We start from the raw sequence: 24,446 nt of genomic DNA on the forward strand, positions 1-24,446 counted from the left end.
GATGTCGGATTCTTCATTGGCAATGGAGCCGGTAACGTTTTCAGAAAGTGCTGGCATCCGCTATCTCCATTTTGGCAGCGAACTGATTCAGGGGGCGATGCGGATTCGAGATCCTGATGAGATTTACCTTGAGTACAACCAGCAGATGATGGCTTGGCTACTCTTTTTGGAGACGCAGCCTGGTATGCGCGTTGCCCAGCTTGGTTTGGGGACTGGTGCTTTAACCAAGTTCACCCATCGTTATTGTCCGGCAGTAAAAACTACGGTGGTTGAACTCAATCCAGCGGTCATTGTTTCTGCGCGCAGCATGTTCTTCACGCCAGACGATGATCGACGCCTAGAAACTATTCAGACAGATGCTAAGGATTTTGTAAGGGGTGCCGAGCATCAAGCATATTTTGATGCTATCCAAGTGGATTTATATGATGCCATTTGTGATGGACCTGCAGCTAGCTCATTAGACTTTTATCAGGGGTGTTACAAAACTCTTAAATCTCCTGGGGTTATGACGGTTAACCTATTCTCGCGTCATAAAAGTTTTAATCTTAATTTGAAGCATATTTGCGAGGCATTCGATAATCGAGTGCTCTTATTTCCTGAATCCCATGATTGCAACGTCGTAGCTATTGCTTTCAAAGGGCCTCAACTGGATATTGAATGGAAAGCGGTTTCTAAGCGCGCTAAATTAATACTTGAACAGACGGGCTTACCAACCAATAACTGGATTGTCGGTCTGAGTCGCGAGAATGCTCGTCAAGAAAATAAACTCTTTATCTAAAGGACTGTGGTTCTAATGTGAGTTAAAGAAAAAGGCGATCAACTGATCGCCTTTTTTGCATCTCTAACAACTGGGAATACGTGAAGCTTAGACCGTAACCGTATCCGCAACATCGCTAAATGATTTGATCTTGTCAAAATTCATATATTGATAAACCTCACCCGCTTTCGCTTTTAAGGACTCTACTTGCTCCAAGTATTCTTGAGGAGTTGGTAAGCGACCTAAAAGAGCAGCGACTGCTGCAAGTTCAGCGGAAGCTAAAAATACCCGTGTATCAATCCCTAAGCGGTTAGGGAAGTTGCGAGTTGATGTAGACACTGCCGTCGAACCTTTGCGGATCTGTGCTTGGTTACCCATACAGAGCGAGCAACCTGGACTTTCCATACGAGCACCTGTGGCACCAAGCATGCCATAGTAACCTTCTTCCATCAGAATCATTGCGTCCATCTTGGTTGGAGGAGCAATCCACAGGCGAGTAGGCATATCCTTTTTACCTTGAAGTACTTGACCTGCTGCACGGAAGTGGCCAATGTTTGTCATGCAAGAGCCAATAAAGACTTCATCAATTTTTTCACCAGAAACTTCAGATAAGAACTTCACATCATCTGGATCGTTAGGGCAGGCTAAGATTGGTTCTTTAATATCAGTCATATCGATATCAATAATCTCTGCATAGTCTGCATTGGCATCTGGTTGGAGTAACTCCGGTTTAGCAATCCAAGCCTCCATTGCTTTGATACGACGGCCTAATGTACGTTTATCTTCATAGCCGTTTGCAATCATCCACTTCATCAAAGTAATATTGGAACGCATGTACTCAATGATGGGTTCTTTATTGAGGTGAACAGTACATCCGCCTGCAGAACGCTCTGCAGAGGCATCTGACAACTCAAATGCTTGTTCAACTTTAAGATCAGGCAGGCCTTCGATCTCGAGAATGCGACCTGAGAAGATATTTTTCTTGCCTTGTTTCTCTACAGTCAACAAACCTTTTTTAATTGCATACAAAGGAATCGCATTCACCAAGTCCCGCAAAGTAATACCGGGTTGCATCTTGCCTTTGAAGCGGATCAATACCGACTCAGGCATATCCAAGGGCATGACACCAGTTGCGGCAGCAAACGCAACTAATCCAGAGCCCGCAGGGAAAGAAATACCAATCGGAAAGCGCGTATGGCTATCGCCACCAGTGCCGCAGGTATCAGGAAGAAGTAAACGATTTAACCAGCTATGAATTACGCCATCCCCTGGACGCAATGACACACCTCCACGGTTCGTCATGAATGGTGGTAATTCGTGTTGAGTGCGAATATCAACAGGCTTTGGATAGGCTGATGTGTGGCAAAACGATTGCATCACCAGATCGGAAGAGAATCCAAGGCATGCTAAATCCTTTAATTCATCGCGTGTCATCGGGCCAGTGGTATCTTGGGATCCCACCGTTGTCATGCGTGGTTCGCAATAGGTGCCTGGACGAACGCCTTGACCTTCTGGCAAACCGCAAGCGCGACCCACCATTTTTTGAGCCAGACTAAAACCTTTTTTACTGTCAGGAGGGCTCACCGGCACGCGGAACTCAGTAGATGCTGGCAGGCCCAGTGCTGCACGGGCTTTAGCAGTTAAGCCACGACCAACGATGAGCGGAATGCGGCCACCAGCTCGGACCTCATCCAGAATGACGGGTGACTTCAGGGCAAAAGAGGCAATTTCTTTACCATCTTTGAATGCCTTGCCTTCATAGGGGCGTAATTCAATCACATCACCCATATGCATTTGTGAAACATCTAATTCAATTGGAAGGGCGCCAGAGTCTTCCATTGTATTAAAGAAGATGGGGGCAATATTGGTACCGAGACAAACGCCGCCAAATCGTTTATTGGGTACGAAGGGAATATCTTGACCCGTCCACCACAATACGGAGTTGGTGGCTGATTTACGTGAAGAGCCCGTACCTACAACATCGCCAACATAAGCAATTTGATTACCTTTTTTCTGCAGCGCTTCAATTTGCTTCATTGGGCCACGAACGCCCGTCTCGTCTGGCTCTATGCCTGGACGAGGGTTCTTCAACATAATCGTTGCATGCAAGGGGATATCTGGTCGGCTCCATGCATCAGGAGCTGGTGATAGATCATCCGTATTAGTTTCACCAGTGACTTTGAATACAGTGAGCTTCATGCTCTCTGGAACAGCAGTCCGACTAGTAAACCACTCTGCAGCTGCCCAACTTTGCAGAACTGCTTTTGCTTGAGCATTGCCTTTTTCGGCCAATTCTTGAACATCATGAAAGTAATCGAACATCAAGAGAGTTTTTTTCAGTGCAGCTGCTGCAGTATCTGCACATTCGGCATCAGAGAGTAATTCCACTAATGGCTTAATGTTGTAACCACCCAGCATGGTTCCTAAGAGATCGGTTGCTTGAATACGTGAAATTAATGGCGTTTTCTCGTTACCTTTGGCAACAGCATCTAAAAACTCTGCCTTAATTTTGGCTGCTTCATCAACCCCGGCAGGGACACGATTAGTAATAAGCTCAAGCAACTCGGCTTCGGTGCCTTTGGGAGGATTTTTCAGTAAACCGATTAGTTCAGCCGTTTGATCCTTGGTCAGGGGGAGGGCTGGAATTCCCAGCGCTGCGCGTTCGGCAACCTGGTGGTTGTAGGCTTCTAGCATGGTGTTTCCTATTGGGATAAAAATGGTCAATTCAAATGCTTGTAGAGAATTTTCTCCTGATTTACATGATTATAGTGGCAAATTTAAGTCTTATATAAGACTTTAAATCCGAAAGCTTGATTATTTGAAGGCATGTAGGCCTAAATTCGATTGAAAAGCACTTTTGACCCTGTGAATAGTCAAAAATTACTGAAAAAGAAGCGCTTTTATCTATGACACGATCAAGCGTGGATCCTGCCAAGAAAAAGTGACTAGATTGTGGCTGAGAATGGATTGCTAGCCAACTATTACAACGTTTTATGTCATTCCTGAATACTTGGTCGACGCTATCGTTATAATTGATATTTCCAACAGAGCTTAAGCGATGACCAAATACGTTTTTGTCACTGGTGGTGTGGTTTCTTCTCTAGGAAAAGGAATCGCAGCCGCCTCGCTTGCCGCGATTCTCGAATCCCGCGGCCTGAAAGTCACCCTCCTAAAATTAGACCCTTATATCAACGTCGATCCGGGGACTATGAGTCCCCTGCAGCATGGCGAAGTCTTTGTTACTGAGGATGGCGCGGAAACTGACCTTGACCTAGGTCACTACGAACGCTTTGTTTCTGCAAAAATGCGCAGAAGTAACAACTTCACGACTGGTCAAATTTATGAGTCAGTAATTAGTAAAGAACGGCGGGGCGAGTATCTTGGTAAAACTGTCCAGGTCATTCCTCATATTACGAATGAAATCCAGGCTTTTGTAGAGCGGGGTGCTAAGGCAAGCCACGATGGCCATGCTGATATTGCTATTTGTGAAATTGGTGGAACGGTCGGTGATATTGAATCCCTCCCGTTCTTAGAAGCGGCACGCCAAATGAGTATTCGCCTGCCCAAACATAGTTGTGCCTTCGTGCACTTGACCCTCGTACCTTATATTGCCAGCGCGGGAGAGCTTAAAACCAAGCCAACTCAGCATTCTGTCCAAAAGTTACGTGAAATCGGCATCATGCCAACGGTACTCTTGTGTCGAGCAGACCGCCCCATTCCAGATGATGAGCGAGCGAAGATCTCTCTGTTCTCTAACGTACGTGAAGAGGCTGTTATTTCGGTTTGGGATGTAGATACCATCTACAAAATTCCAGAGATGCTCCAGGCTCAAGGAATGGATGACTTAATTTGTCGCGAACTCGAGATTGAAGCGAAGCCGGCAGACTTATCTGTCTGGGCTAAATTAGTTTATGAATTAGCCAATCCGCAGCATGAAGTCACCATCGGCATGGTGGGTAAATATGTTGAGCTCACCGAATCTTATAAGTCGTTAATTGAGGCTTTGCGCCATGCGGGTATTCATAATCACACTAAGGTAAATATTAACTATATCGATTCAGAAGTGATTGAAAAAGACGGGATCGATTGCTTACAGAATTTAGATGCGATTTTGGTTCCGGGAGGCTTCGGTAAGCGTGGTACTGAGGGCAAAATTGCGGCTATTCGTTTTGCTCGTGAGAACCATATTCCTTATCTTGGAATTTGCCTGGGTATGCAATTGGCGGTGATTGAATTTGCGCGCCATGTTGCTAATATTGCTCATGCTAATAGTACCGAGTTTGATCCAGATACTGAGAGCCCTGTTGTTGCTCTCATTACCGAATGGGTTGATCGTGAAGGTCGCATTGAGAAGCGAAGCAATGAATCTGATCTTGGTGGCACCATGCGCCTCGGATCACAACGTTGTCCTGTAAAAGCAGGTACCTTAGCTCAAGAGATCTATGGCGCTGAAGTCAATGAGCGTCACCGCCATCGTTATGAAGTAAATAATATTTATGTACCCCGCCTTGAGAAATCCGGTTTAATAATTTCCGCTAGAACACCTAATGAGTCTTTACCTGAAATGATGGAGCTCCCCAAAGCAATGCATCCCTGGTTCTTTGGCGTACAGTTCCATCCAGAATTCACTTCGACCCCGCGTGATGGACACCCATTATTTTCCGCATTCATTAAAGCGTCATTGCTTCATCAAGCTGTCGCTGAAAAGCAAGTCGCCTAGGAGAGTGCTATGAGTGCATTTAAGTTATGTGGATTTGATGTGGGTTTACAGCACCGTTTCTTTTTGATTGCAGGAACTTGCGTGATTGAGTCAGAGCAATCAGCCTTAGACAATGCGGGTGCACTCAAAGAAATTACCAGTGCGCTTGGTATTCCATTCATTTATAAGTCCTCCTTTGATAAAGCCAACCGCTCTTCAGGCACCTCATTCCGGGGCTTGGGAATGGAGAAGGGTCTAGAGATTCTGGCTCGCGTCAAGCGTGAAATTGGCGTGCCAGTATTGACAGATATTCATGACATTAGCGAGATCGCACCCGTAGCCAAAGTAGTAGATGTTCTACAGACGCCCGCTTTTTTATGCAGACAAACCGACTTCATTCGAGCTTGCGCGCAAAGTGGTAAACCAGTGAATTTTAAGAAGGGTCAGTTTTTATCTCCCCATGAGATGCTCAATGTGATGGATAAGGCTCGCGCTGCGGCTAGCGAGGTAAATCTTCCGGATCAATTTATGGTTTGTGAGCGTGGTGCTTCATTTGGATACAACAACCTAGTTTCGGATATGCGCAGCTTAGCTATTTTGCGTGAGTCTCATGCTCCAGTCGTTTTTGATGCAACTCATTCAGTTCAACTTCCCGGCGGGCAGGGTAATTCAAGCGGCGGGCAACGTGAATTTGTGCCTGTATTAGCCCGCGCTGCTGTTGCAGTCGGTATTAGTGGTTTATTCATGGAGACCCATCCAGATCCATCTAAAGCACTTTCTGATGGTCCGAATGCAGTGCCACTTCATCTCATGAAAGAATTGCTTGAGTCTTTAGTGGCAATTGATTCAGTTGTAAAAAAATCAGGCTCTTTTTTAGAAGACAGTTTTAAGTAAACATCCCATTCATATTTATTGAGGAGAAGGTGCATGAGCGCCATTGTTGACATTATTGGTAGAGAAATTTTAGATTCACGTGGCAACCCTACGGTCGAGTGCGATGTCTTATTAGAATCTGGTGTCATGGGTCGTGCAGCCGTGCCCTCTGGTGCATCTACTGGTTCTCGTGAGGCAATCGAGCTTAGGGATGGCGATAAAGCGCGTTATTTAGGTAAGGGTGTTCTGAAAGCAGTTCAGAATATCAATATCGAAATTGCTGAATCCATTCTGGGGCTGGATGCGAGTGAACAAGCTTTCCTGGACCACACCTTGAATGAGCTGGATGGCACTCACAATAAAGCACGTTTAGGGGCCAATGCCACGCTAGCAGTTTCGATGGCTGTAGCTCGTGCTGCCGCTGAAGAAGCCGGCCTGCCTTTGTATCGCTACTTTGGTGGATCAGGCGGAATGCAATTACCAGTTCCCATGATGAACATCGTCAACGGCGGTGCACATGCGAACAACAGTTTGGATATTCAAGAGTTTATGGTGATGCCCGTAGGAGCCCAAAGCTTCCGCGAAGCATTGCGATGTGGCGCTGAGATCTTTCATGAACTCAAGAAAATTTTGGGTGCCCAAGGCATGCCTACGACCGTTGGTGATGAAGGTGGCTTTGCCCCTAATTTCAAGAGCAATCAAGAGTGCTTGCAGACCATCATGAAGGCGATTGAGGGTGCTGGTTATCAAGCAGGTGAAGATGTCTTGCTCGCTTTAGATTGTGCTGCTAGTGAATTTTATAAAGACGGTAAATATCATCTTTCCGGCGAGAGCTTGCAACTCACCTCTGGTGAATTCTCTGATTATCTCGGTAATTTAGCTGATCAATTCCCTATAGTCTCGATCGAAGATGGCATGCATGAGAGTGATTGGGACGGCTGGGCTGACATTACTCAAAAATTGGGCAAAAAAATCCAATTAGTTGGCGACGATCTATTTGTAACCAACACCCGCATTCTTAAAGAAGGTATTGAGAAGGGCGTTGCTAACTCCATTCTCATTAAGATTAATCAAATTGGCACTTTGACTGAGACCTTTGCAGCTATTGAAATGGCTAAGCGCGCTAATTACACAGCCGTGATTTCTCATCGTTCTGGTGAAACTGAAGACAGCACAATTGCCGACATTGCTGTTGGTACCAATGCAGGTCAAATTAAAACGGGTTCTTTATCTCGCTCTGATCGTATTGCAAAATACAATCAATTACTGCGTATTGAGGAAGGCTTAGGTGATGTTGCCACTTATCCAGGAAAGTCTGTTTTCTATAACTTAACACGATAGATATTAAAAGGCTCATAAGCTATGCGGATCGTCATTTACTCTATGCTGCTATTGCTCATCGCAATACAGTACCCACTTTGGTTGGGTAAGGGTGGATGGCTGAAAGTTTATGAGATGGAAAAGCAACTTGAACTACAGCAAGCCAAGAATAGCCTGCTGAGCTTGCGTAATGCCAAACTCACTGGAGATGTTAATGATTTAAAGGATGGCACTCGAGCCAGTGAAGAGCGTGCCCGGGTTGAGCATGGCATGATTAAGGAAGGCGAATTCTTTGTGCAGATTTTGCCCGCTGAAAAAGCATCTGCCAGCCAGATGGATGGCGTAAAGCCAGCAACTACTAAATAGCAATTAGTAGCTTCTGAGTAACTACGTAGTAAATACTTAGTGGCCTCTAGACGGAGGTCTTGTAGCATCAGTCAATAAATCAGTTTTAAAGACTTGCCTGCAATCGACTGCATCAAATTGATAGACCTTGGCACAGAAATCACACTCCGTCTCAACTGCACCTTGCTCAGCCAGAATGCTTTCAACCTCTTCCTCGCCTAACATTCTGAGAACATCTGCAACCTTAGTACGCGAACATCTGCAGGAGAAATGAATAGGGCGAGCTGGAAAGCTACGAACGCCATTTTCTGCGGATTCTTCTAAAAAGAGGCGTCGCAAAATTGTTTCCGGGGGAAGAGTCAGCAGCTCTTCATCCGTAATCGTTTCACCCAAAATCTGAATACGTCTCCAGCCTTCTGCTGCTAGTTGTGGATCTAGATGTGCATGTCCTCCAGAATCGGGCAAGCGCTGCAAGAGCAGGCCACCTACATGCGTGTCATTAGATGCCAGCCAAATTCGAGTGTCGAGTTGCTCAGAGTTTTGCATATACAGGGCGATGGCTTCCGCTGCACTAGTGACCGGTTTAATTACTGTGCCATGGTGCTCCTGCAAGGCCACAATCCCTTGGTAAGGGGGTTGGCCAGGTTGACGATCGGCTGGGTCAAGGGTAATCACGAGACGACCCGTGTTCTCCGCATCCAATAACTCACTTAGAGAGGCATTTGGGTCAATAGTAGATGCGTCCAAAGACAACTTCACCGTTGCTCGCATTGTGAGGTCAGAATTACATTCCACAACGAGGAGCTGAATAGGCCCTTTGCTTTGCGCTTGAATAATCAAGGTGCCATTGAACTTTAGGCTAGCGCTTAACAGGGTGGCTGCACCAACAAAGTCACCCAGTATTCGCCGGACTACCGGTGGGTCATTACGGCGCTCTAAAACAGCCTGCCAGGCGCTGCTAATCGAAACAATCTCCCCGCGGACAGGGGCGCCATCACAGATAAAAACCAGTAATTCATTCATAGGTGAAAGTATCCCCTTTTTTGAGAATCTAGGTCGGATTTCGAGCAATTCAAAGCCGATCTGAGATAATGTCATTTATGCATATACGTACACGTTTCGCCCCTAGTCCAACGGGCTTCATTCATTTGGGCAACCTTCGCAGCGCCCTATATCCATGGGCATTTGCCCGCCACAACCAGGGCGACTTCATTTTACGAATTGAAGATACCGATTTAGAGCGCTCTACCCAGGAAGCGGTGGACGTCATTATTGAGGGTATGGCATGGCTCGGCTTGGATTTAGACGAAGGGCCAATCTACCAAATGCAACGGATCGATCGTTACCGTGAAGTCGTCAAGCAGATGCTTAGTGCGGGTCTTGCTTATCCCTGCTATATGAGCGAGGACGAGCTCAATCGGCTACGGGATCAACAAATGGCCAATAAAGAAAAGCCACGCTATAACGGTTTATGGCGACCCGAACCAGGCAAAACTCTCCCCCCAATACCAGAAGGTGTTTCACCAGTTATTCGCTTTAAGAATCCGATGGGTGAATCCGTTATTTGGAAGGATGCAGTTAAGGGACAAATTGAGATCAGCAATGATGAGTTAGATGATTTAGTCATTGCTCGTCCTGACGGGACGCCTACTTATAATTTTTGTGTAGTTGTCGATGATCTGGATATGAATATTACGCATGTCATTCGCGGCGATGATCACGTTAACAATACGCCACGCCAAATTAATATCATGAAGGCGCTTGGTGGTTCGCCACCAGTCTATGCCCATCTACCAACAGTACTCAATGAGTCTGGTGAAAAAATGAGTAAGCGTAATGGCGCCATGAGTGTGCGCGATTATCAAAAAGCAGGCTATCTACCAGAAGCAATTTTGAACTACCTAGCAAGGTTAGGGTGGTCACATGGGGATGCTGAGATTTTTACGAAAGAACAATTTGTAGATTGGTTTGACCTAGATAATCTCGGAAGATCTCCAGCCCAACACAATCCTGAAAAATTACTCTGGTTGAATCACCAATATATTCAGAATGCGGATCCCGCAGTGTTAGCAGAATCGACCACGCCCTTCGCACATGCACTAGGCATTGATACAGAGCAGGGGCCTCATTTTGTTGAGGTAGTTGCTTTGTTAAAAGATCGCGCGAACACCCTAATTGAAATTGCGGAAGGCGCTAAGCTGTTTTACCTACCAGCTCCTGAACATAGTAAAGAACACATCGCTGCAAATATTCCCAAAGAAATTGTTCCAGCGATGAAAGATTTAATCGCGGCCATCGGCAATGCTGAACATACGAAGGCGGCATATGGCTTAGCATTTAAAGAGGTGCTAGCAAAGCATCAGATCAAGATGCCAGCCTTAGCAATGCCTGTACGTTACGCTTTATTTGCCACAACCCAGACCCCGGCGATTGATTCTGTTTTGGTCGTATTGGGTAAGGACGAGGCTATACGCCGGCTTTCCAAGGTCGTCTAATCCAGAATTTGCGTCTTCCTGCAAAAATAGGATAAAATCTTGGATTGTTTTGAGTGTCTTGTAGATTTTTAGCGAGATTACGGGGGTATAGCTCAGCTGGGAGAGCGCTTGCATGGCATGCAAGAGGTCAGCGGTTCGATCCCGCTTATCTCCACCAAGCATTTGAAATAGCAGTATTCGTTTTTAGTGGTCCAGGTCCCCATCGTCTAGAGGCCTAGGACATCACCCTTTCACGGTGAGTACGGGGGTTCGAATCCCCCTGGGGACGCCAAGAATTTTGGCTAGTTGTGAGTTGAAGTAAGTGACACAAGTAGCATTCGTTGTAATTGGAGCGGTAGTTCAGTTGGTTAGAATATCGGCCTGTCACGCCGAGGGTCGCGGGTTCGAGTCCCGTCCGCTCCGCCAAATGTAATCAAAAAGCCCCTTTTTAAAGGGGCTTTTTTTATATCCTAAATCTTCCTAAGTCATCTCATCGGTTTAGTTGCTTCAAAAATAAAAGCCTATCAAAGACTCCCTTATATGACCTTTTATTCTTTAAAGTATTTAAATACAATTTATTCTTTTAAAGAGTTCCATCGCTAGAATCTATTATCGAAATATTGACAGGGGGATATCTTATGAATTACCTCATGCTTTTGGCAGCAATTATTGCTGAAGTTTCAGCCACTTCCGCCTTGAAGGCTTCGGATGGCTTTACCAAATTTTGGCCCTCCTTGATAGTAATCGTTGGATATGCTTCAGCCTTTTTCTTGCTCTCTCTTTTGGTGAAAGCAATACCCGTAGGCATTGTCTATGCAATTTGGTGCGGAGTGGGAATAGCGCTTATAGCAGTCGTGGGCTGGTTTTATTTAGACCAAAAACTCGATTTACCAGCAATCTTAGGAATTCTTCTGATCACTGCGGGTGTTGTAGTAATAAGCCTGTTCTCAAGCTCTATGCCGGATTCATGAAATAACGAATTTTTAGTTACTCAGTAAAAAGAGCGCTAAAACTGCCAATACGCTTATTAGGTGAATGATGGTTTATCCACTAAAATAGTGGAGTTTCCCTAAGGTACCCATTCTCCCCAATGTTATTCCAACCAAAATTATTAGTTACTGGAGCAAATGGCTTTATTGGCGGAGCTTTGACAGCGAAGCTATTTGCCAATGGTCAGTCTCGGGATGCCATTTTTTTAATTCGTTCAAGCACTCCCGAAGAGGGATTAATGAGGTTGGCAAAAACCTTAAGAGGACATGGCCTCACTACCAGCCAGTTACTGAATCTAAAACTTGATCAGATTTTGTGCGGAGATTTGAATGTAGTTAATCGCTGGATTGATGATCCCCGGCTCAAGTCTGTTGAAAATGTTGTGAGTTCTGCGGCAGTAGCATCTTTTGGAAATCATCCCTCTATCTGGCCCACTAATGTGGATGGAGTATTAAATATGGCTCATGGCTTGAGTCATATCTGTAAGTTGAAGCGATTTATTCATATTGGTACTGCAATGGCTTGCGGATTAGATTCTCCTAACCCGGTTCCCGAGGGTTATGACGGTGGTGCGCAAACTCACCATTTTTTAGAATATACCTACAGTAAATATGAGGTGGAGCGACGTTTAAAAGAAGAGTTGCCTAACTTACCTTTGATCATAGCGAGGCCATCCATTGTTGTTGGACATACTAAGTTAGGCTGCAAGGCATCTGGAAGTATCTTTTGGGTTTTCAGAATGGCTTTAGCACTGAAGGCATTCCCCTGTGCCTTGGAACAACGTATTGATGTTGTTCCTGTAGATTATTGTGCTGATGCGCTTTACATGCTTTTGACTAAACCAATTCTGAAGTACAGTTCGTACCATATATCGGCCGGGGAAAAGCATTCCTCCAGTTTTGCTGAAATTGAAGAATCCATTTCCGAAGCGACGGGCAAACCTAGGATGAAGAATTATCAGCAAAAGTCATATGAACAAATCCTGCAGATGAGAGATCAGTTTAAAAATCTTCTTGGGGAATGTAATCGTCGGATTGTTGCTAAAGCCATTAAAACCTACGGAAATTTTTCTACCCTTGAGCTTGCTTTTGATAACTCAAGATTGATTGAAGAGGGTATGGATTATCCCACTCCATTAGCAAAGTATGCGGGGCTGTGCGAGCTGACCAGTCAGGGTATTCTCATTTCTGAGCAAATGAAATTTGATTACAAATAATATAGTTGCGATATCATTTATCCATCTTGATAAAAATACTTATAAAGTTTATATGAAAAAGCTAGTTATCCTATTGCTAGTTTTGCTTAGCCCTGCAGCCCATGCCCAGTCACAAAATTTCGAAGGTTTTGGTTTATCTATTGACTACGCATTGAATGCTATTACGGATAAGTCTACGCCGGGAGACTCTGTTATCTCTAAAAGCGGTATACCTTCTATCACTGCTGATGCTTATAAGGCCATTTCAGATAGTTGGTTAGTGGGTGTGTATGGTAATTATGATCTTGGCACCACTGATACATCGGGAGGCGACCCAGATGCTCACAACCCTTTTGAATTCGGGGGGAAAGTTGGATATGCCATTACCGAAAAATGGATGGCATACGCCAAGCTGGGATGGTCGTGGTCTAAATATTCTTCACCTGGCTATTACCAGTGGATGAATGGGCCGAGCTACGGTATTGGCGCTGAATATCTTATAACCAAGAATCTGTTTGCCCGAGTTGAAGTGTCACAGCAAAACTATAAAACTCTTAACTGGGGTGATGGCTCTAGTGATAAGGTCAATATTAATTCTTATGGCGCTGGTTTGGGGTGGAGATTTTAGAAGTTAAGTAACTCCATTTCACACTATATTTTCAAACTTGACTGTAGTTATTAGCCCAAATAAACCTACTTATTTGGGCTTATTTTTTTGTGTTGCATTGTAAAGAGGTTCGACTGCCGGCATGAGACTTGTTAATTGCTCAATGCGAGTTTCGCCTGATGGATGTGTTGAGAGGAATTCTGGAGGATTTTTTCCTTTAGTGGCTTTGATCATTTTCTGCCAAACGCTTATTGCAGCCATGGGGTTGTATCCCGCTCTTGCTGCTAGTTCTAGCCCAATTGCATCGGCCTCGGATTCATTCTCTCTCGAGTTTGGCAAAATCAAAACATAATAGGCAGCTTGATTCGCAGCGCTGACTGCTGCACCGTAACCACCCGCTGCAGCCATGGCAACATTCACTACCAAATTCTGTGCCATCGCTTGTGATAGACGTTCTCTACCATGCTCTCTTAATGCATGAGCAATCTCATGACCCATGATGGCAGCGATTTCATCATCATTTAAATTAAGCTGCTCAATCATTCCCGTGTAGAAAGTAATCTTTCCTCCGGGTGCACACGTTGCATTTAAGACCGGAGCATCAATGAGTGTGAGACGCCAATCCCATTGTTTTGTGTCATCACGAAATGACTCCGCCTGAGGAATCAAGCGGTTCGCTATTACTTTTAGACGATCATATGTCTGCCCCGATGTAACTAATACATTCTTCTCTTTTGCTTTTTGATTCTGCTCGTTATAGCTTGCAGCTGAAAGACGATTGACCTCACTAGAGGAGATCATCATAAATTGGGAGCGATTCACCCCAACCGCTCCAGGGCGTGTGGTGTTCGCACACGCCGAGAGGAGGGCGGCAACAGCAAGAAATAAAACCAGTTTGATACTGAGCTGAGTACGGTTTAATTCTGGCATTTACAGCTTACTGCTTGATTATTATCTCTTCTTTGGGGGAGTAATTGATGCGGCCATGGCGTCGAAATAAATTACCTTAACCTGTTCACCAACATTCGCGTCATTCAAGAGTTGTGGGTTTTTTACGGTAACTACGGTTATCTTTCCACTAGGACCCTTAATGGAGACTAATTTCTTTGGACGATCTACCGCGACGATATCGGCAATAATCGTAGTGGTATTAGTGATATTGCGGGTTGGCTTCTCGCCAGCTCTAGACATTGTTTCAGAAGAGGTTTCCACTTTGCTACGAATGCCATCGCTTTTAGTTTTGATCAATTCAATCGCTACAGCAAGCTCATAAGTTACATTTAAAAGATCACCTTTTTTGATTTGATCAAAGTTTTTGATCTCCGGACCAGCAATGAACTTAGATTCACCCTCATTGTTTTGGAAGAAAATAGTGCGTGTTTTCTTATCAATCTTGCTTACTGTGCCTTCATATAACTGAAATATGTTGTCTGTAACGGCCGCATCAACTACAACGGCATTTGCTGCAGTAGAGGTTTGAGCCATTAATGATGGAGAGCTAGCTAGTAAAGTTGCAGCTACGATAGCGATTGGGGCGAATTTCATTTTCATAACTTTCCTTAATTTTAAGTACTTACTCTCAGATATTAGCGTATTTTCAGCCTTAATTTCGGTTTAAATGCTGCGTCTTCAATCTCAAGGTAACTTATCGGCTTCTTTGATAACATCAGATCTTTATAACCCCATTCCAAGGAACACGATGTCCCGTTTCGCCGCTAACCTCACTATGCTGTTTAATGAAGTACCGTTCTTAGAGCGTTTTGCTTTAGCGAAGACCGGTGGCTTTAAGGCGGTTGAATTCTTATTTCCCTATGCCTTTGATGTACAAGACATTCAAGCTGCCCTGAACCGCAATGCCCTAAAGCTTGTCTTGCATAACTTGCCAGCGGGAGACTGGGATGCGGGGGAGCGCGGCATTGCCTGTCTACCAGAGCGCGTTGCTGAGTTTCGCACTGGAGTGGCCAAAGCTATTGACTATGCTTGCGCCTTAGGCGTTCCACAGTTGAATTGCTTAGCCGGAAAGGTACCTGCTGGAGTGAATTCCCAGCTCTTGCATGATACCTTTGTGAGTAATTTGCAATACGCCGCTAGCGAACTTAAAAAGGCAGGTCTCAAACTCCTCATTGAGCCAATTAATACCTTTGATATCCCTGGGTTTTACCTTTCTAAAACAGAGCAGGGTATTGCGATCTTAGATGCCGTTGGCGCTGATAACGCCTTCTTACAATATGACATCTACCATGCTCAACGTATGGAAGGGGAGTTAGGCAATACCATTCAAAAATACTTTAGCCGTATTGGCCATATCCAGTTAGCGGATAATCCTGGGCGCAATGAGCCGGGTACCGGTGAAATCAACTACGCCTATCTCTTTGATCTCATCGATCGCTTGGGCTATGCTGGCTATATCGGTTGTGAATATAAGCCTTTCAAAACCACTGAAGCAGGTTTGGGGTGGATGGGTCATTACGATCAACATTAAATATCGCTTGATTCATTAATCGATTCACGATTAATGATCAATCAAACACTATTACATTAAATAATTAAAAGGATGCAGTCATGAGTCAATTAAAACTCGGTTTTGTCGGTCTAGGCATTATGGGCGCCCCTATGGCAGGCCATCTGGTAGCCGCCGGCCATCAGGTCTTTATTAATACGCGCAGCCAAGTACCGAAGGAGCTTGCGGATAGCGCAGCGATTACCTGCTCTAGCCCAGCGCAAGTAGCTGAGAAGGCCGATATCATCATCACGATGGTGCCCGACACACCCGATGTCGAAAAAGTTCTCTTTGGAGAACAGGGTATCGCCTCGGGTCTGACTAAAGGCAAGATCGTAATTGACATGAGCTCAATCTCTCCAATTGAGACTAAATTATTTGCCCAAAAGATTAATGCCTTAGGGTGCGAGTACTTAGATGCTCCAGTCTCTGGCGGACAACTCGGTGCTAAGGGCGCTACCCTCACCATCATGGTAGGCGGCAGTGAAGCCACCTTTGCAAAGGTCAAGCCAGTGTTTGAGCTAATGGGTAAAAACATTACCTTAGTCGGCGGGAATGGTGCCGGTCAGATTACTAAGGTCGCCAATCAAATCATCGTAGCTCTGAACATTGAAGCTGTTGCGGAAGCCCTAGTCTTTGCTTCTAAAGCAGGAGCTGATCCCGCTAAGGTTCGCGAAGCCTTGATGGGAGGATTTGCGAGTTCAAAGATTTTAGAAGTCCATGGCGAGCGCATGATCAAGCGCACCTTTGATCCAGGCTTTAGGATTGAGCTCCACCAAAAGGATCTCAATTTAGCTTTAAGTAGTGCCAAGGCCTTGGGTGTCTCTTTACCCAATACTGCCACCGCCCAAGAGTTACTGAACTCCTGTAGCGCCCATGGTGGTAAGGCCTGGGATCACTCCGCTATGGTTAAGGCTTTAGAGAAAATGGCGAATTTTGAAATTGGGCAGAAGGAATAAAAGAATCTGATGACAACAACACTGCTGGTTTATCTTCACGGTTTTCGTTCGTCTCCTAACTCAAGTAAAGCAGTCATGACTAAAGAGGCGGTGAGGGCGCTCTCATCGTCTGCCCGTACCTATGAATGGTATTGTCCGCAGCTACTGGCCTCGCCCAAAGAAAGTATGGCTATGGTGATGAATCATATTGATCAATCTTCTGCTGACCGAGTTGTAATAATCGGCTCCTCCTTAGGGGGCTTCTATACAAACTACCTAGCGGAAAAATATCAATGCAAAGGTGTTGCTCTAAACCCAGCAGTTTATGCTGCTAGAGAATTAGAGCCGCATGTCGGCATGATGACCGCCTATGATAGTGATGAGCCGTTTGACTTCAAGGCAGAATATATTGACGAATTACGGGCTTTACAGGTAAACACAATTTCCGATGCTAAGCGTTATTTTTTGATAGCGGCAAAAGGGGATGAGCTACTCGACTGGAAAGAAATGGTGGCATTTTATTCTGGTGCTAAGCAATTAGTTTTAGAAGGTAGTGATCATGGTATTACTGACTATGCCGATCACTTATCAGCAGTGATCGACTTTATCAAACAGTGATCTCTTGACTGATTCACCTCCCAATTTCCTTCAAATGATCCGCAAAAGATCATTATGGATTTTGGTTGCCGCTATCTTTCTATCCATTATTGGACATCTCATTTTATTTTTTGGGATTCCATTTATTTCATTTTCTAGTGCACCACCTATTGCTGAAGATCTGATTATCAAGACAGAGCTTCGCGTGGAGCCTCCTCAAAAAATTCAATTAACGACTGCGCCAAAGAAAAAAGTACAGCCTAAACAAGTCAACAGTGTCTCTTCTGAGCCATTAGCAGATGCTGCAACTGATGGTCAGGGTGAGCAAGGCGCCTTAGGAAAACAGAAGGGTCAAGCGTTTCGTCTTCCTCAATCGGGAACTTATTATTTTGATGCCTTTCTTGATGGGCAACTGTTACAAACGGCACAGCTCGACTGGATCACCGAGGGAAATAATTATCGGCTTTACATTAATATCCCCTATGCCGTTGTTGGGCCTTTTGTATTTGAATCGCGCGGCACGGTTGATGCCTATGGCATAGCACCAGCTATCTATTGGACCCAAAGAGGGACTAAGCCGCCACGGTTTTCCCGTTTTGATCGAGATGCCAGCGGAGGAGGGAAGATGTTCTTCTCCGAGAAGCCAGAATTTACGCCCGATTTACTACCTGGAACTCAAGACCGGTTCAGCCTGATGTTTCAACTCGCATCTCAGCTTAATGGCAGCGATAAGATCGATGAAGCAGGCAGTATTCGGGGTATCCCCGTGGTTGATTACGATACCCTGGAGATGTGGCAATTTAAAAGCTATGGTGAGCAAGATTCAGATGCCATTCCGAGTCTCGGCAAGTCGATTAATCGCCATTACGCACTCATGCAGCGAGAAAGCAGCCCCTTCAAGCGCCAAGTGGACATTTGGCTGGCCAAGGATCTGGATTGGCTTCCTGGCAGAATGCGCTCCCTAGAGTCCAGTGGACGCGTATTGGAGCTAATCTTTAAGCAACGAGCGCCAATCGACAAATCAAAGCTCACGAATACTGCTAGCTAAGCCAAAGGGCCTGAAGCGCTCTATCTACAGTTTTGGGTCAGATTTAGGCTTTTGGTTAGATCGATTCAACAAAGCCCCTAACATCGTATACAAAGCTGCTCCAGACATGGAGACTGAAAAGATGCCTGAAAAAGAGATGATGATGGGAAGGATTCTCCAGCGCTCGGCTAGGATGTAATTTCCATAACCAACGGTGGTATACATTTCGCCTGCAAAGTAAAAGGTCTGAGGGTTGCCAGGGAACACCTGTAGTGCCATGCAGACATAGCACCAGGTAATAATTTCAAATAAATGACTAACAATGATTAAGAGGATCGCAATGAAATAGGATACAAAATTGGCGCCATAGACCCTTTTATTTTCTAATTTATTACTAAGCCAGTGAAAAGTTCCCGCAATCATCAGCACAACGATTCCATGAATTGCTAACAAGAGGCAAGCCACTACCAATAGCATCCAAATATCACTGTTTCCCATATCAGAATTGATTTGAGAAAACAGGGTGTTTAGGCTGGGTAGATTCTCGATATCGGGATAATGAGAAATGAAATCGCTGAATATGTTCATTTGGGGTGTAGTGGTGATATCAGCTTTAACTAAGATTTCTTATTTGACATAATAATGATTATACGCAGTAATAAGATAGTTCATTCAAGTAGGAGTCTTCTTGGGACCGCCTGAATATGGCTGTTTGTAGAGCTTAAGCCAGCGCGACATTAATCCCGTGCTCACTTCATCTCTATTAAAAAGCACGGCAACATCAATCGCTGAATAACCTTCATGATTGCGCATACTCAGATCAGCTCCGTTGTCCAAAAGAAACTTAATCAGAAGTTCATTACCAGAGCTAACGGCCATCATGAGCGGCGTTGTGTCGCTCGGACTCAATGCATTCACTTTGGCTCCATTGGCCACTAAGAATTCTGCAACGCTCAATTTACCGGCACTGCAGGCGTAATGCAAAGCAGTCCAGCCTGATTTATTAACCAGAGCCTTATTTTTGAGCACCATGGTCTCAACTAAAGGCAGCTCACCCTCAATTGAAGCCATCATAAGCGGGTTTTCACCGCTCTTATTGGTTAAATTCACATCAATAGCCTGATTCGCAAGGAGCAAATCTGACACTTTGAAGGATTTATCGCGAATAGCCACAATCAACATTGGATTGCCTTTTGGGTCTAGCGTATTTGGGCTAACATTGGCTTTCAATAAGGCCCGAACCTCTGAAACATCATCAAACTTCGCCGCCTTTGTAAAATCGGCAATTTGATCCGCTGTCTGACCAAAAGTCAGCTGCGATAGACAAAATAGAGTGGTGAAAACAGCAAGATTTAAATTAATCTTATTTATCATGAAAAATCTCTATTTATATGAAAACATTGAAAAAAATTATTAGAAGTTTGTTCTGCTAGTTGCTCAATAGAAACCCCCTTTAAATCAGCGACATACTCACCGACTTTAGAAACCCAAGCTGGCTCATTCGTTTTGCCACGGTATGGAATGGGCGCCAAGTAGGGAGAATCTGTTTCTATCAACATCCGATCTAAAGGCACCTGCTTACAAGTTTCTTGCAAATCTTTGGCGCTCTTGAATGTGACAATTCCAGAAAAAGAGATGAAAAAGCCCATATCAATGGCCGCCCTAGCTACTTCGGTGGTTTCGGTAAAGCAGTGCATTACCCCGCCAACGCGATCAGCACCCTCCTCTTTGAGGATTCTGAGGGTATCTGCAGAGGATGAGCGGGTATGAATGATTAAAGGCTTCTGAGTGGCAATGGATGCCCGAATGTGGGTTCTAAAACGCGCTCTTTGCCATTCCATAGACTCGTAGCTCCGATCTCCCATACGGAAGTAATCCAAGCCAGTCTCACCAATAGCAATGACTTTGGGGTGTTTGGCTTCCTTGACTAGGAATTCAAAGGTAGGTTCTGTAGTTTCTTCGTAATCTGGGTGAACGCCAACCGATGCATAAAGGTGGGGATGATCCTCCGCTAATTGACGGACCTTGGGAAAGTCAGGAATATCCACCGATACGCAAAGCGCATGACTAACCTTACAGGCAGCCATATTGGCCAACACTTCGGGCAAGCGGGCTTGGAACTCAGGAAAATCGAGATGACAATGTGAGTCTATGAACATAACTTGCCATTTTAGTCTTCATTTAGCCTTCTTTTAGCCTTCAAATACCTGCTGGTATTGAGAGAGCAAGGCTTCCAATTGAATACGGTTAGCCAAGGGATGGTTTTCATGGCGACGCGCCTGAATTAAGGACTGCCAGAAACGAATGAGCTTAGGTAGCCTTGCTTGTTGAGCTAAGCTCTGAATGCTAGGCTCATGCTTGGGGTAATACCGCGGACTACCTCTTTGTGCGGCACTTTGTAAGTCTGAGACCCAGCGCTGTATGGTGGCTAACAATATGGAGTAGCGGGCTTTTTGTATTTTTTCGGCTGCATCCAACCAATTGATACGACCACCCTGTGACAGGGCTTGCAATAAATATCTCGAGGCCTGAATAGCGATTGTGAGCTCGTCCTTATCGTCTTGATTGTGGCGCGCTACCAGAGAATCTAAAACGGCATAAGGTGCCCCGCCCTGCTCGTCATAAATGGACTCAATGTCACCATCATTCACTTTTAAGCCGGGGATCAGATTCAATTGATTGCGTAGCCACTGCAATCCAGTGGGCCGATCTGGCCTTGGTGCTGATAACAAGCGGCAGCGAGAGCGGATAGTGGGCAATACCCGATCAAGACGATCTGCCAGCAATATAAAAATCGTATTGTTTGGTGGCTCTTCAAGTGACTTTAATAAAGTGTTTGCTGAGTCTGCCCTCAGCATCTCCAGTGGATAAACCAGAATGATCCGATTACCCCCACGATGAGAACCAATAGAAAGTCCTTCTATGGCGCTACGAGCATCTTCAATTGAAATACTTTTCTTCTCTTTTTTCTCTGGCGCATCGCTATCTCCATCAGCTTGACTGAGCTTCGATTTTTTAGGCGTGTCTAGGTCAGCATCAAAATCCCCGTGGGGAAGAAATTTACGATGCGTTTCAGGTACGAGCGCAATAAAGTCTGGATGATTGCCAGAGTCAAACCATCGGCAAGCTTCGCACTGATTACAGGGCTTCACAGCCGCTGGAGACTCACATAAAAGCGCTTTTGCAAGTTCAATCGAGAATTCAAATTTTCCAATCCCTGATTGGCCATAAATCAGTGCCGCACTAGGAAATGCCGCAAAGTTCATATCATGCCAAAGCGAGTCTAGCCAGGGTGCGATTTTTTTTGCAGATACCTCAGGCAGCACCAAATCATCCATTTATAGTGTGATCTCTAATGACTGGAGGTCATTCCAGATTGAGCTTGGAGTTTGGGTCGCATCTATTAAATAGAATCGTCTTGGGTCCGCTTTTGCTCTGCGTAAATATTCTTGCCGTACTTTTTCAAAGAAGTTCAAATCCATCTGCTCAAACTTATCTGGGGCGCGGACTTTAGATCTTCTAGCTTCAGCAATTGAACCCGGTAAATCAAATAAAAAGGTCAAGTCGGGTTGTAGCAAGGAACCATTAGAACGGCCCTGAACCCATCTTTCTAATTCATTGAGTTTTTCAAGACTCAAGCCGCGACCGCCGCCTTGATAAGCAAAACTAGCATCTGTAAAACGATCAGAGATCACAATCTTGCCAGCCAATAATGCCGGCTCTATTACTTGCGCAATATGTTCACGACGTGCTGCAAACATGAGTAATGCTTCGGTTTCTAAATTCATGGGGGCAGCAAGCAATAAAGCACGCAATTGTTCGCCTAATGGGGTGCCGCCCGGCTCCCGAGTCATCACCACCTCACGATCTGGGTAGCGATCTTTCATGAGCTTGCCAAACGATTCAATGTGCGTACTCTTCCCGGCTCCATCAATTCCTTCAAAGCTAATAAAATATCCGGGAAATTGAGCTGCGAAGTGAGCTGGAAAGTGAGACGTCATAGCATTACTGTGAATTCGTTTTAGAAGAAGAGCTACGTTTACGCTGAAACTGATCTACTGCATTTTCATGCTCTCTTAACGTTTTAGAAAAATGACTGCTGCCATCGCCACGAGCCACGAAAAAAACTGCATCACTTTTCGCTGGATGAATTACCGCCTGGAGCGACTCCTTGCTGGGCATGGCAATCGGCGTTGGTGGTAAACCTTTATGCATATAAGTATTGTAGGGACTGTCCTTACGAAGGTCCGCTTTTCGAAGATTTCCATCAAATTTAGGGCCGATGCCATAAATCACTGTTGGATCAGTTTGTAATGGCATATTTAAATTTAGGCGGTTAACAAAAACGGCGGCCACTAGAGAGCGATCGCTTGAGCGCCCCGTCTCCTTCTCGACGATTGAAGCTAGCACGAGGAGTTCATACGGGGTTTTTAAAGGCAAGCCAATCTCTTTTTGCCCCCAAGCCGCAGTCAGCTGCTTTTGCATGGCTTGAGAAGCGCGCCTATAAATTGCAATATCGGCATCATCGGGGTCAAAAATATAGGTATCAGGGTAAAAGAGTCCTTCATCTCCAGGATAGGAAAGACCCAAGGCTTGCATGAGGGCTGTAGAGCTCATTCCCTTCGTTTGATGTATCAATGCAGGATGACTATCTATGAGCGCCCTCAGCTGCCAGATCGTCATGCCAGGGATGATCGCAATACTCTCCCTCACCCGATCGCCACGGGCAATTTGCAACAAGACATTCCCCAGGCTGGCTCGAGGAGTCAGTAAGTACGTTCCTGGCTTGAGTTTTGAGCCCACAAAAAGCGCTCTTGCAGCTAGTTGAAAAGTCACCGCATTGGTTGAAATGCCCTGCCCGGATAACTGTTCTGCAATTGCAGTTAATCCCGATTGGGGTGCTATCTTTACTTTATAGGCGCCACTCTCTTTAATATTCGATTCGGCAGGAACTACCGGCCAAAGAAAAGTGATGCCATAGAATAGTGTTAAGAGGGCAAGTAGATAGAACGCAAAGGATCTCCAAGAGCCCACTTTCGATGGCTTAATAAAAAGAGATCTTCCCTGAAATTTTCTATTCATACGGCTATGATAAAAGCTCTTGATACTGAGCCCAGAAAATACCCTCATGACTAATGCCCACCAAACCAATGGATTTACTCCCCTCTCTGATTGGGGCCTGATCCTTGTGGAGGGTCAAGATGCTGCATCTCTCCTGCAAAATCAACTAAGTAATTCTGTTTTAGGTCTTAAGCGCACTATTGCTGGTGAGATTGCACGGGATTCTGACTCCGTCCGTCTAGTGGGTTATTGCAGCCCCAAGGGGCGACTTTTAGCTAGTTCCTGGCTTGGCTTATTTCCAGAATCTACTGAATCAGATGATCGCTTCGCCCTATTTATTTCGAGAGATATTGCTGCGAATATAGCGAAACGACTTTCGATGTATGTGTTGAGATCAAAAGTGAAAGTAATAGATGCCTCGAATGATTGGGGAATCTATGGTGCGTATCAATCTGCAGAAACTCAAGGCAATATTTCTATTCCCTCCCACTCTCTAGCATTGCGTATGCCGGATGTCTTAATTAGTGACACATCATTTCAACGCGTGCTCATAGCCCAAAAGAGAAATTCAGCACAAGAACCAGATAATGATAATGCTGCACTAGCCCACTGGAACTCGTTAGAGGTATTGAGTGCGATCCCCCGGATTGTGTTGGCCACTCAAGAACAATTTGTTCCGCAAATGATTAACTTTGAATCCGTTGCAGGAGTCGATTTCAAAAAGGGATGCTATCCAGGCCAAGAGATTGTGGCTCGTAGTCAATACCGTGGCGTTGTTAAGAGAAGGCTTCAACTAGCACATACTGCATCGAATCCATCCATCCTAGAAATGGCCAAACCTGGAGTGGAGCTATTTTATCAAGGCGAGGCTACACAGCCCTGCGGAATGGTGGTCCTTGCCGCATCTAACCCAGACTATCCTGATCGTATTGACTTTCAGGCAGAGTGCAAACTCGATGCAATGGAGGCTGGAGAAATTCATTTAGGCAATAGTGATGGCCCTGTGTTAAAAATGGATTTACTCCCCTACCCTTTAATAGAAATTTAATTCAACTACTTTACC

At 45.1% G+C, this 24,446-nt stretch carries 24 protein-coding genes and 3 tRNA genes; 17 read left to right on the forward strand and 10 right to left on the reverse strand.

Annotation, left to right across the window (positions count from 1 at the left end; translation table 11 throughout):
- The first annotated feature begins 1 nt into the window (after window position 1).
- On the forward strand, window positions 2-778 hold the full coding sequence (locus tag ICN15_RS08340) for a spermidine synthase (RefSeq protein ID WP_255532937.1): 777 nt from the start codon (window positions 2-4) through the stop codon (window positions 776-778).
- An 87-nt stretch (window positions 779-865) separates the two neighbouring features.
- Here ICN15_RS08340 and ICN15_RS08345 read toward each other — a convergent pair whose 3' ends face one another.
- Window positions 866-3,451 (reverse strand): bifunctional aconitate hydratase 2/2-methylisocitrate dehydratase, encoded by a 2,586-nt coding sequence (locus ICN15_RS08345; protein WP_216202242.1) that lies wholly within the window; start codon window positions 3,449-3,451, stop codon window positions 866-868.
- A 364-nt stretch (window positions 3,452-3,815) separates the two neighbouring features.
- On the opposite strand from ICN15_RS08345, the gene ICN15_RS08350 reads away from it, so the two are divergent.
- Genes ICN15_RS08350 through ftsB form a run of 4 tightly spaced genes read left to right on the forward strand, consistent with a single transcriptional unit; the run spans window position 3,816 to window position 8,015 of the window.
- Complete coding sequence (locus ICN15_RS08350; protein ID WP_216202243.1) at window positions 3,816-5,477, forward strand: CTP synthase; 1,662 nt, start codon at window positions 3,816-3,818, stop codon at window positions 5,475-5,477.
- 9 nt (window positions 5,478-5,486) lie between these two features.
- Window positions 5,487-6,350 (forward strand): 3-deoxy-8-phosphooctulonate synthase, encoded by an 864-nt coding sequence (kdsA, locus tag ICN15_RS08355; RefSeq protein WP_216202244.1) that lies wholly within the window; start codon window positions 5,487-5,489, stop codon window positions 6,348-6,350.
- A 33-nt stretch (window positions 6,351-6,383) separates the two neighbouring features.
- Entirely contained in the window at window positions 6,384-7,670 is a 1,287-nt protein-coding gene (gene eno, locus ICN15_RS08360) for a phosphopyruvate hydratase (protein WP_216202245.1), read from the forward strand.
- Between the two features lie 21 nt (window positions 7,671-7,691).
- A complete protein-coding gene (ftsB, locus tag ICN15_RS08365; RefSeq protein ID WP_216202246.1) occupies window positions 7,692-8,015 on the forward strand; it encodes a cell division protein FtsB in 324 nt (107 codons plus the stop codon).
- A gap of 36 nt (window positions 8,016-8,051) precedes the next feature.
- Here the strand turns inward: ftsB and ICN15_RS08370 are convergent, their stop codons facing one another.
- On the reverse strand, window positions 8,052-9,017 hold the full coding sequence (locus ICN15_RS08370) for an Hsp33 family molecular chaperone HslO (RefSeq protein WP_216202247.1): 966 nt from the start codon (window positions 9,015-9,017) through the stop codon (window positions 8,052-8,054).
- A 68-nt stretch (window positions 9,018-9,085) separates the two neighbouring features.
- Here ICN15_RS08370 and gltX point away from each other — a divergent pair, with 68 nt between their 5' ends.
- From gltX to ICN15_RS08405, 7 genes are all read left to right on the forward strand, one after another.
- Window positions 9,086-10,489, forward strand: coding sequence for a glutamate--tRNA ligase (gene gltX / locus ICN15_RS08375; protein WP_216202248.1), 1,404 nt, complete (start codon window positions 9,086-9,088; stop codon window positions 10,487-10,489).
- 81 nt (window positions 10,490-10,570) lie between these two features.
- Window positions 10,571-10,646 (forward strand) — tRNA-Ala (locus tag ICN15_RS08380).
- A gap of 38 nt (window positions 10,647-10,684) precedes the next feature.
- Window positions 10,685-10,760, forward strand: a tRNA-Glu gene (locus tag ICN15_RS08385).
- 57 nt (window positions 10,761-10,817) lie between these two features.
- Window positions 10,818-10,894 (forward strand) — tRNA-Asp (locus tag ICN15_RS08390).
- A gap of 212 nt (window positions 10,895-11,106) precedes the next feature.
- Window positions 11,107-11,439 (forward strand): multidrug efflux SMR transporter, encoded by a 333-nt coding sequence (locus ICN15_RS08395; protein ID WP_216202249.1) that lies wholly within the window; start codon window positions 11,107-11,109, stop codon window positions 11,437-11,439.
- A gap of 119 nt (window positions 11,440-11,558) precedes the next feature.
- Window positions 11,559-12,674 (forward strand): SDR family oxidoreductase, encoded by a 1,116-nt coding sequence (locus tag ICN15_RS08400; RefSeq protein ID WP_216202250.1) that lies wholly within the window; start codon window positions 11,559-11,561, stop codon window positions 12,672-12,674.
- A gap of 52 nt (window positions 12,675-12,726) precedes the next feature.
- Window positions 12,727-13,281 carry an outer membrane protein gene (locus ICN15_RS08405; protein ID WP_216202251.1) on the forward strand — a complete coding sequence of 185 codons (555 nt, stop codon included), beginning with the start codon at window positions 12,727-12,729 and terminating at the stop codon, window positions 13,279-13,281.
- Window positions 13,282-13,350: 69 nt separating this feature from the next.
- Here ICN15_RS08405 and ICN15_RS08410 read toward each other — a convergent pair whose 3' ends face one another.
- Window positions 13,351-14,190 (reverse strand): M48 family metallopeptidase, encoded by an 840-nt coding sequence (locus ICN15_RS08410; protein ID WP_216202252.1) that lies wholly within the window; start codon window positions 14,188-14,190, stop codon window positions 13,351-13,353.
- A gap of 21 nt (window positions 14,191-14,211) precedes the next feature.
- Entirely contained in the window at window positions 14,212-14,811 is a 600-nt protein-coding gene (locus ICN15_RS08415) for a hypothetical protein (RefSeq protein ID WP_216202253.1), read from the reverse strand.
- Between the two features lie 148 nt (window positions 14,812-14,959).
- On the opposite strand from ICN15_RS08415, the gene hyi reads away from it, so the two are divergent.
- The 4 genes from hyi (at window position 14,960) to ICN15_RS08435 (ending at window position 18,343) form a co-directional block, all read left to right on the forward strand.
- Window positions 14,960-15,742 (forward strand): hydroxypyruvate isomerase, encoded by a 783-nt coding sequence (gene hyi / locus ICN15_RS08420; protein WP_216202254.1) that lies wholly within the window; start codon window positions 14,960-14,962, stop codon window positions 15,740-15,742.
- 80 nt (window positions 15,743-15,822) lie between these two features.
- Window positions 15,823-16,719: a 2-hydroxy-3-oxopropionate reductase gene (gene glxR, locus ICN15_RS08425; RefSeq protein ID WP_216202255.1), complete on the forward strand. Its 897-nt coding sequence runs from the start codon at window positions 15,823-15,825 to the stop codon at window positions 16,717-16,719.
- A gap of 9 nt (window positions 16,720-16,728) precedes the next feature.
- Window positions 16,729-17,316, forward strand: a complete 588-nt coding sequence (locus ICN15_RS08430; protein ID WP_216202256.1) for a YqiA/YcfP family alpha/beta fold hydrolase — start codon at window positions 16,729-16,731, stop codon at window positions 17,314-17,316.
- Window positions 17,317-17,350: 34 nt separating this feature from the next.
- Entirely contained in the window at window positions 17,351-18,343 is a 993-nt protein-coding gene (locus tag ICN15_RS08435; RefSeq protein WP_216202257.1) for a DUF3108 domain-containing protein, read from the forward strand.
- 24 nt (window positions 18,344-18,367) lie between these two features.
- Here ICN15_RS08435 and ICN15_RS08440 read toward each other — a convergent pair whose 3' ends face one another.
- The 6 genes from ICN15_RS08440 to mltG form a co-directional block, all read right to left on the reverse strand.
- Window positions 18,368-18,910 carry an ion channel gene (locus ICN15_RS08440; RefSeq protein WP_216202258.1) on the reverse strand — a complete coding sequence of 181 codons (543 nt, stop codon included), beginning with the start codon at window positions 18,908-18,910 and terminating at the stop codon, window positions 18,368-18,370.
- Window positions 18,911-18,994: 84 nt separating this feature from the next.
- Window positions 18,995-19,696 (reverse strand): ankyrin repeat domain-containing protein, encoded by a 702-nt coding sequence (locus ICN15_RS08445; RefSeq protein ID WP_216202259.1) that lies wholly within the window; start codon window positions 19,694-19,696, stop codon window positions 18,995-18,997.
- On the reverse strand, window positions 19,693-20,481 hold the full coding sequence (locus ICN15_RS08450) for a TatD family hydrolase (RefSeq protein ID WP_216202260.1): 789 nt from the start codon (window positions 20,479-20,481) through the stop codon (window positions 19,693-19,695). Before ICN15_RS08450 ends, ICN15_RS08445 begins: the two co-directional genes overlap by 4 nt.
- 33 nt (window positions 20,482-20,514) lie before the next feature.
- Entirely contained in the window at window positions 20,515-21,660 is a 1,146-nt protein-coding gene (locus ICN15_RS08455) for a DNA polymerase III subunit delta' (RefSeq protein WP_216202261.1), read from the reverse strand.
- Entirely contained in the window at window positions 21,661-22,323 is a 663-nt protein-coding gene (tmk, locus tag ICN15_RS08460; RefSeq protein WP_216202262.1) for a dTMP kinase, read from the reverse strand. It abuts the gene before it with no gap.
- A gap of 4 nt (window positions 22,324-22,327) precedes the next feature.
- Window positions 22,328-23,404: an endolytic transglycosylase MltG gene (mltG, locus tag ICN15_RS08465; RefSeq protein WP_216202263.1), complete on the reverse strand. Its 1,077-nt coding sequence runs from the start codon at window positions 23,402-23,404 to the stop codon at window positions 22,328-22,330.
- 46 nt (window positions 23,405-23,450) lie between these two features.
- On the opposite strand from mltG, the gene ICN15_RS08470 reads away from it, so the two are divergent.
- Window positions 23,451-24,431, forward strand: coding sequence for a folate-binding protein YgfZ (locus tag ICN15_RS08470; protein WP_216202264.1), 981 nt, complete (start codon window positions 23,451-23,453; stop codon window positions 24,429-24,431).
- Window positions 24,432-24,446: the final 15 nt, after the last annotated feature.

The sequence above is a fragment of the Polynucleobacter sp. CS-Odin-A6 genome (assembly GCF_018882095.1).
GTDB lineage: Bacteria > Pseudomonadota > Gammaproteobacteria > Burkholderiales > Burkholderiaceae > Polynucleobacter.

What these genes read in the sequence shown, in the direction of transcription:
- ICN15_RS08340 (WP_255532937.1), top strand. Translation starts at nt 2, where the DNA reads ATGTCGGATTCTTCATTGGCAATGGAGCCGGTAACGTTTTCAGAAAGT.
- ICN15_RS08345 (WP_216202242.1), bottom strand. Translation starts at nt 3,451, where the DNA reads ATGCTAGAAGCCTACAACCACCAGGTTGCCGAACGCGCAGCGCTGGGA.
- ICN15_RS08350 (WP_216202243.1), top strand. Translation starts at nt 3,816, where the DNA reads ATGACCAAATACGTTTTTGTCACTGGTGGTGTGGTTTCTTCTCTAGGA.
- kdsA (WP_216202244.1), top strand. Translation starts at nt 5,487, where the DNA reads ATGAGTGCATTTAAGTTATGTGGATTTGATGTGGGTTTACAGCACCGT.
- eno (WP_216202245.1), top strand. Translation starts at nt 6,384, where the DNA reads ATGAGCGCCATTGTTGACATTATTGGTAGAGAAATTTTAGATTCACGT.
- ftsB (WP_216202246.1), top strand. Translation starts at nt 7,692, where the DNA reads ATGCGGATCGTCATTTACTCTATGCTGCTATTGCTCATCGCAATACAG.
- ICN15_RS08370 (WP_216202247.1), bottom strand. Translation starts at nt 9,017, where the DNA reads ATGAATGAATTACTGGTTTTTATCTGTGATGGCGCCCCTGTCCGCGGG.
- gltX (WP_216202248.1), top strand. Translation starts at nt 9,086, where the DNA reads ATGTCATTTATGCATATACGTACACGTTTCGCCCCTAGTCCAACGGGC.
- ICN15_RS08395 (WP_216202249.1), top strand. Translation starts at nt 11,107, where the DNA reads ATGAATTACCTCATGCTTTTGGCAGCAATTATTGCTGAAGTTTCAGCC.
- ICN15_RS08400 (WP_216202250.1), top strand. Translation starts at nt 11,559, where the DNA reads ATGTTATTCCAACCAAAATTATTAGTTACTGGAGCAAATGGCTTTATT.
- ICN15_RS08405 (WP_216202251.1), top strand. Translation starts at nt 12,727, where the DNA reads ATGAAAAAGCTAGTTATCCTATTGCTAGTTTTGCTTAGCCCTGCAGCC.
- ICN15_RS08410 (WP_216202252.1), bottom strand. Translation starts at nt 14,190, where the DNA reads ATGCCAGAATTAAACCGTACTCAGCTCAGTATCAAACTGGTTTTATTT.
- ICN15_RS08415 (WP_216202253.1), bottom strand. Translation starts at nt 14,811, where the DNA reads ATGAAAATGAAATTCGCCCCAATCGCTATCGTAGCTGCAACTTTACTA.
- hyi (WP_216202254.1), top strand. Translation starts at nt 14,960, where the DNA reads ATGTCCCGTTTCGCCGCTAACCTCACTATGCTGTTTAATGAAGTACCG.
- glxR (WP_216202255.1), top strand. Translation starts at nt 15,823, where the DNA reads ATGAGTCAATTAAAACTCGGTTTTGTCGGTCTAGGCATTATGGGCGCC.
- ICN15_RS08430 (WP_216202256.1), top strand. Translation starts at nt 16,729, where the DNA reads ATGACAACAACACTGCTGGTTTATCTTCACGGTTTTCGTTCGTCTCCT.
- ICN15_RS08435 (WP_216202257.1), top strand. Translation starts at nt 17,351, where the DNA reads ATGATCCGCAAAAGATCATTATGGATTTTGGTTGCCGCTATCTTTCTA.
- ICN15_RS08440 (WP_216202258.1), bottom strand. Translation starts at nt 18,910, where the DNA reads ATGAACATATTCAGCGATTTCATTTCTCATTATCCCGATATCGAGAAT.
- ICN15_RS08445 (WP_216202259.1), bottom strand. Translation starts at nt 19,696, where the DNA reads ATGATAAATAAGATTAATTTAAATCTTGCTGTTTTCACCACTCTATTT.
- ICN15_RS08450 (WP_216202260.1), bottom strand. Translation starts at nt 20,481, where the DNA reads ATGTTCATAGACTCACATTGTCATCTCGATTTTCCTGAGTTCCAAGCC.
- ICN15_RS08455 (WP_216202261.1), bottom strand. Translation starts at nt 21,660, where the DNA reads ATGGATGATTTGGTGCTGCCTGAGGTATCTGCAAAAAAAATCGCACCC.
- tmk (WP_216202262.1), bottom strand. Translation starts at nt 22,323, where the DNA reads ATGACGTCTCACTTTCCAGCTCACTTCGCAGCTCAATTTCCCGGATAT.
- mltG (WP_216202263.1), bottom strand. Translation starts at nt 23,404, where the DNA reads ATGAATAGAAAATTTCAGGGAAGATCTCTTTTTATTAAGCCATCGAAA.
- ICN15_RS08470 (WP_216202264.1), top strand. Translation starts at nt 23,451, where the DNA reads ATGACTAATGCCCACCAAACCAATGGATTTACTCCCCTCTCTGATTGG.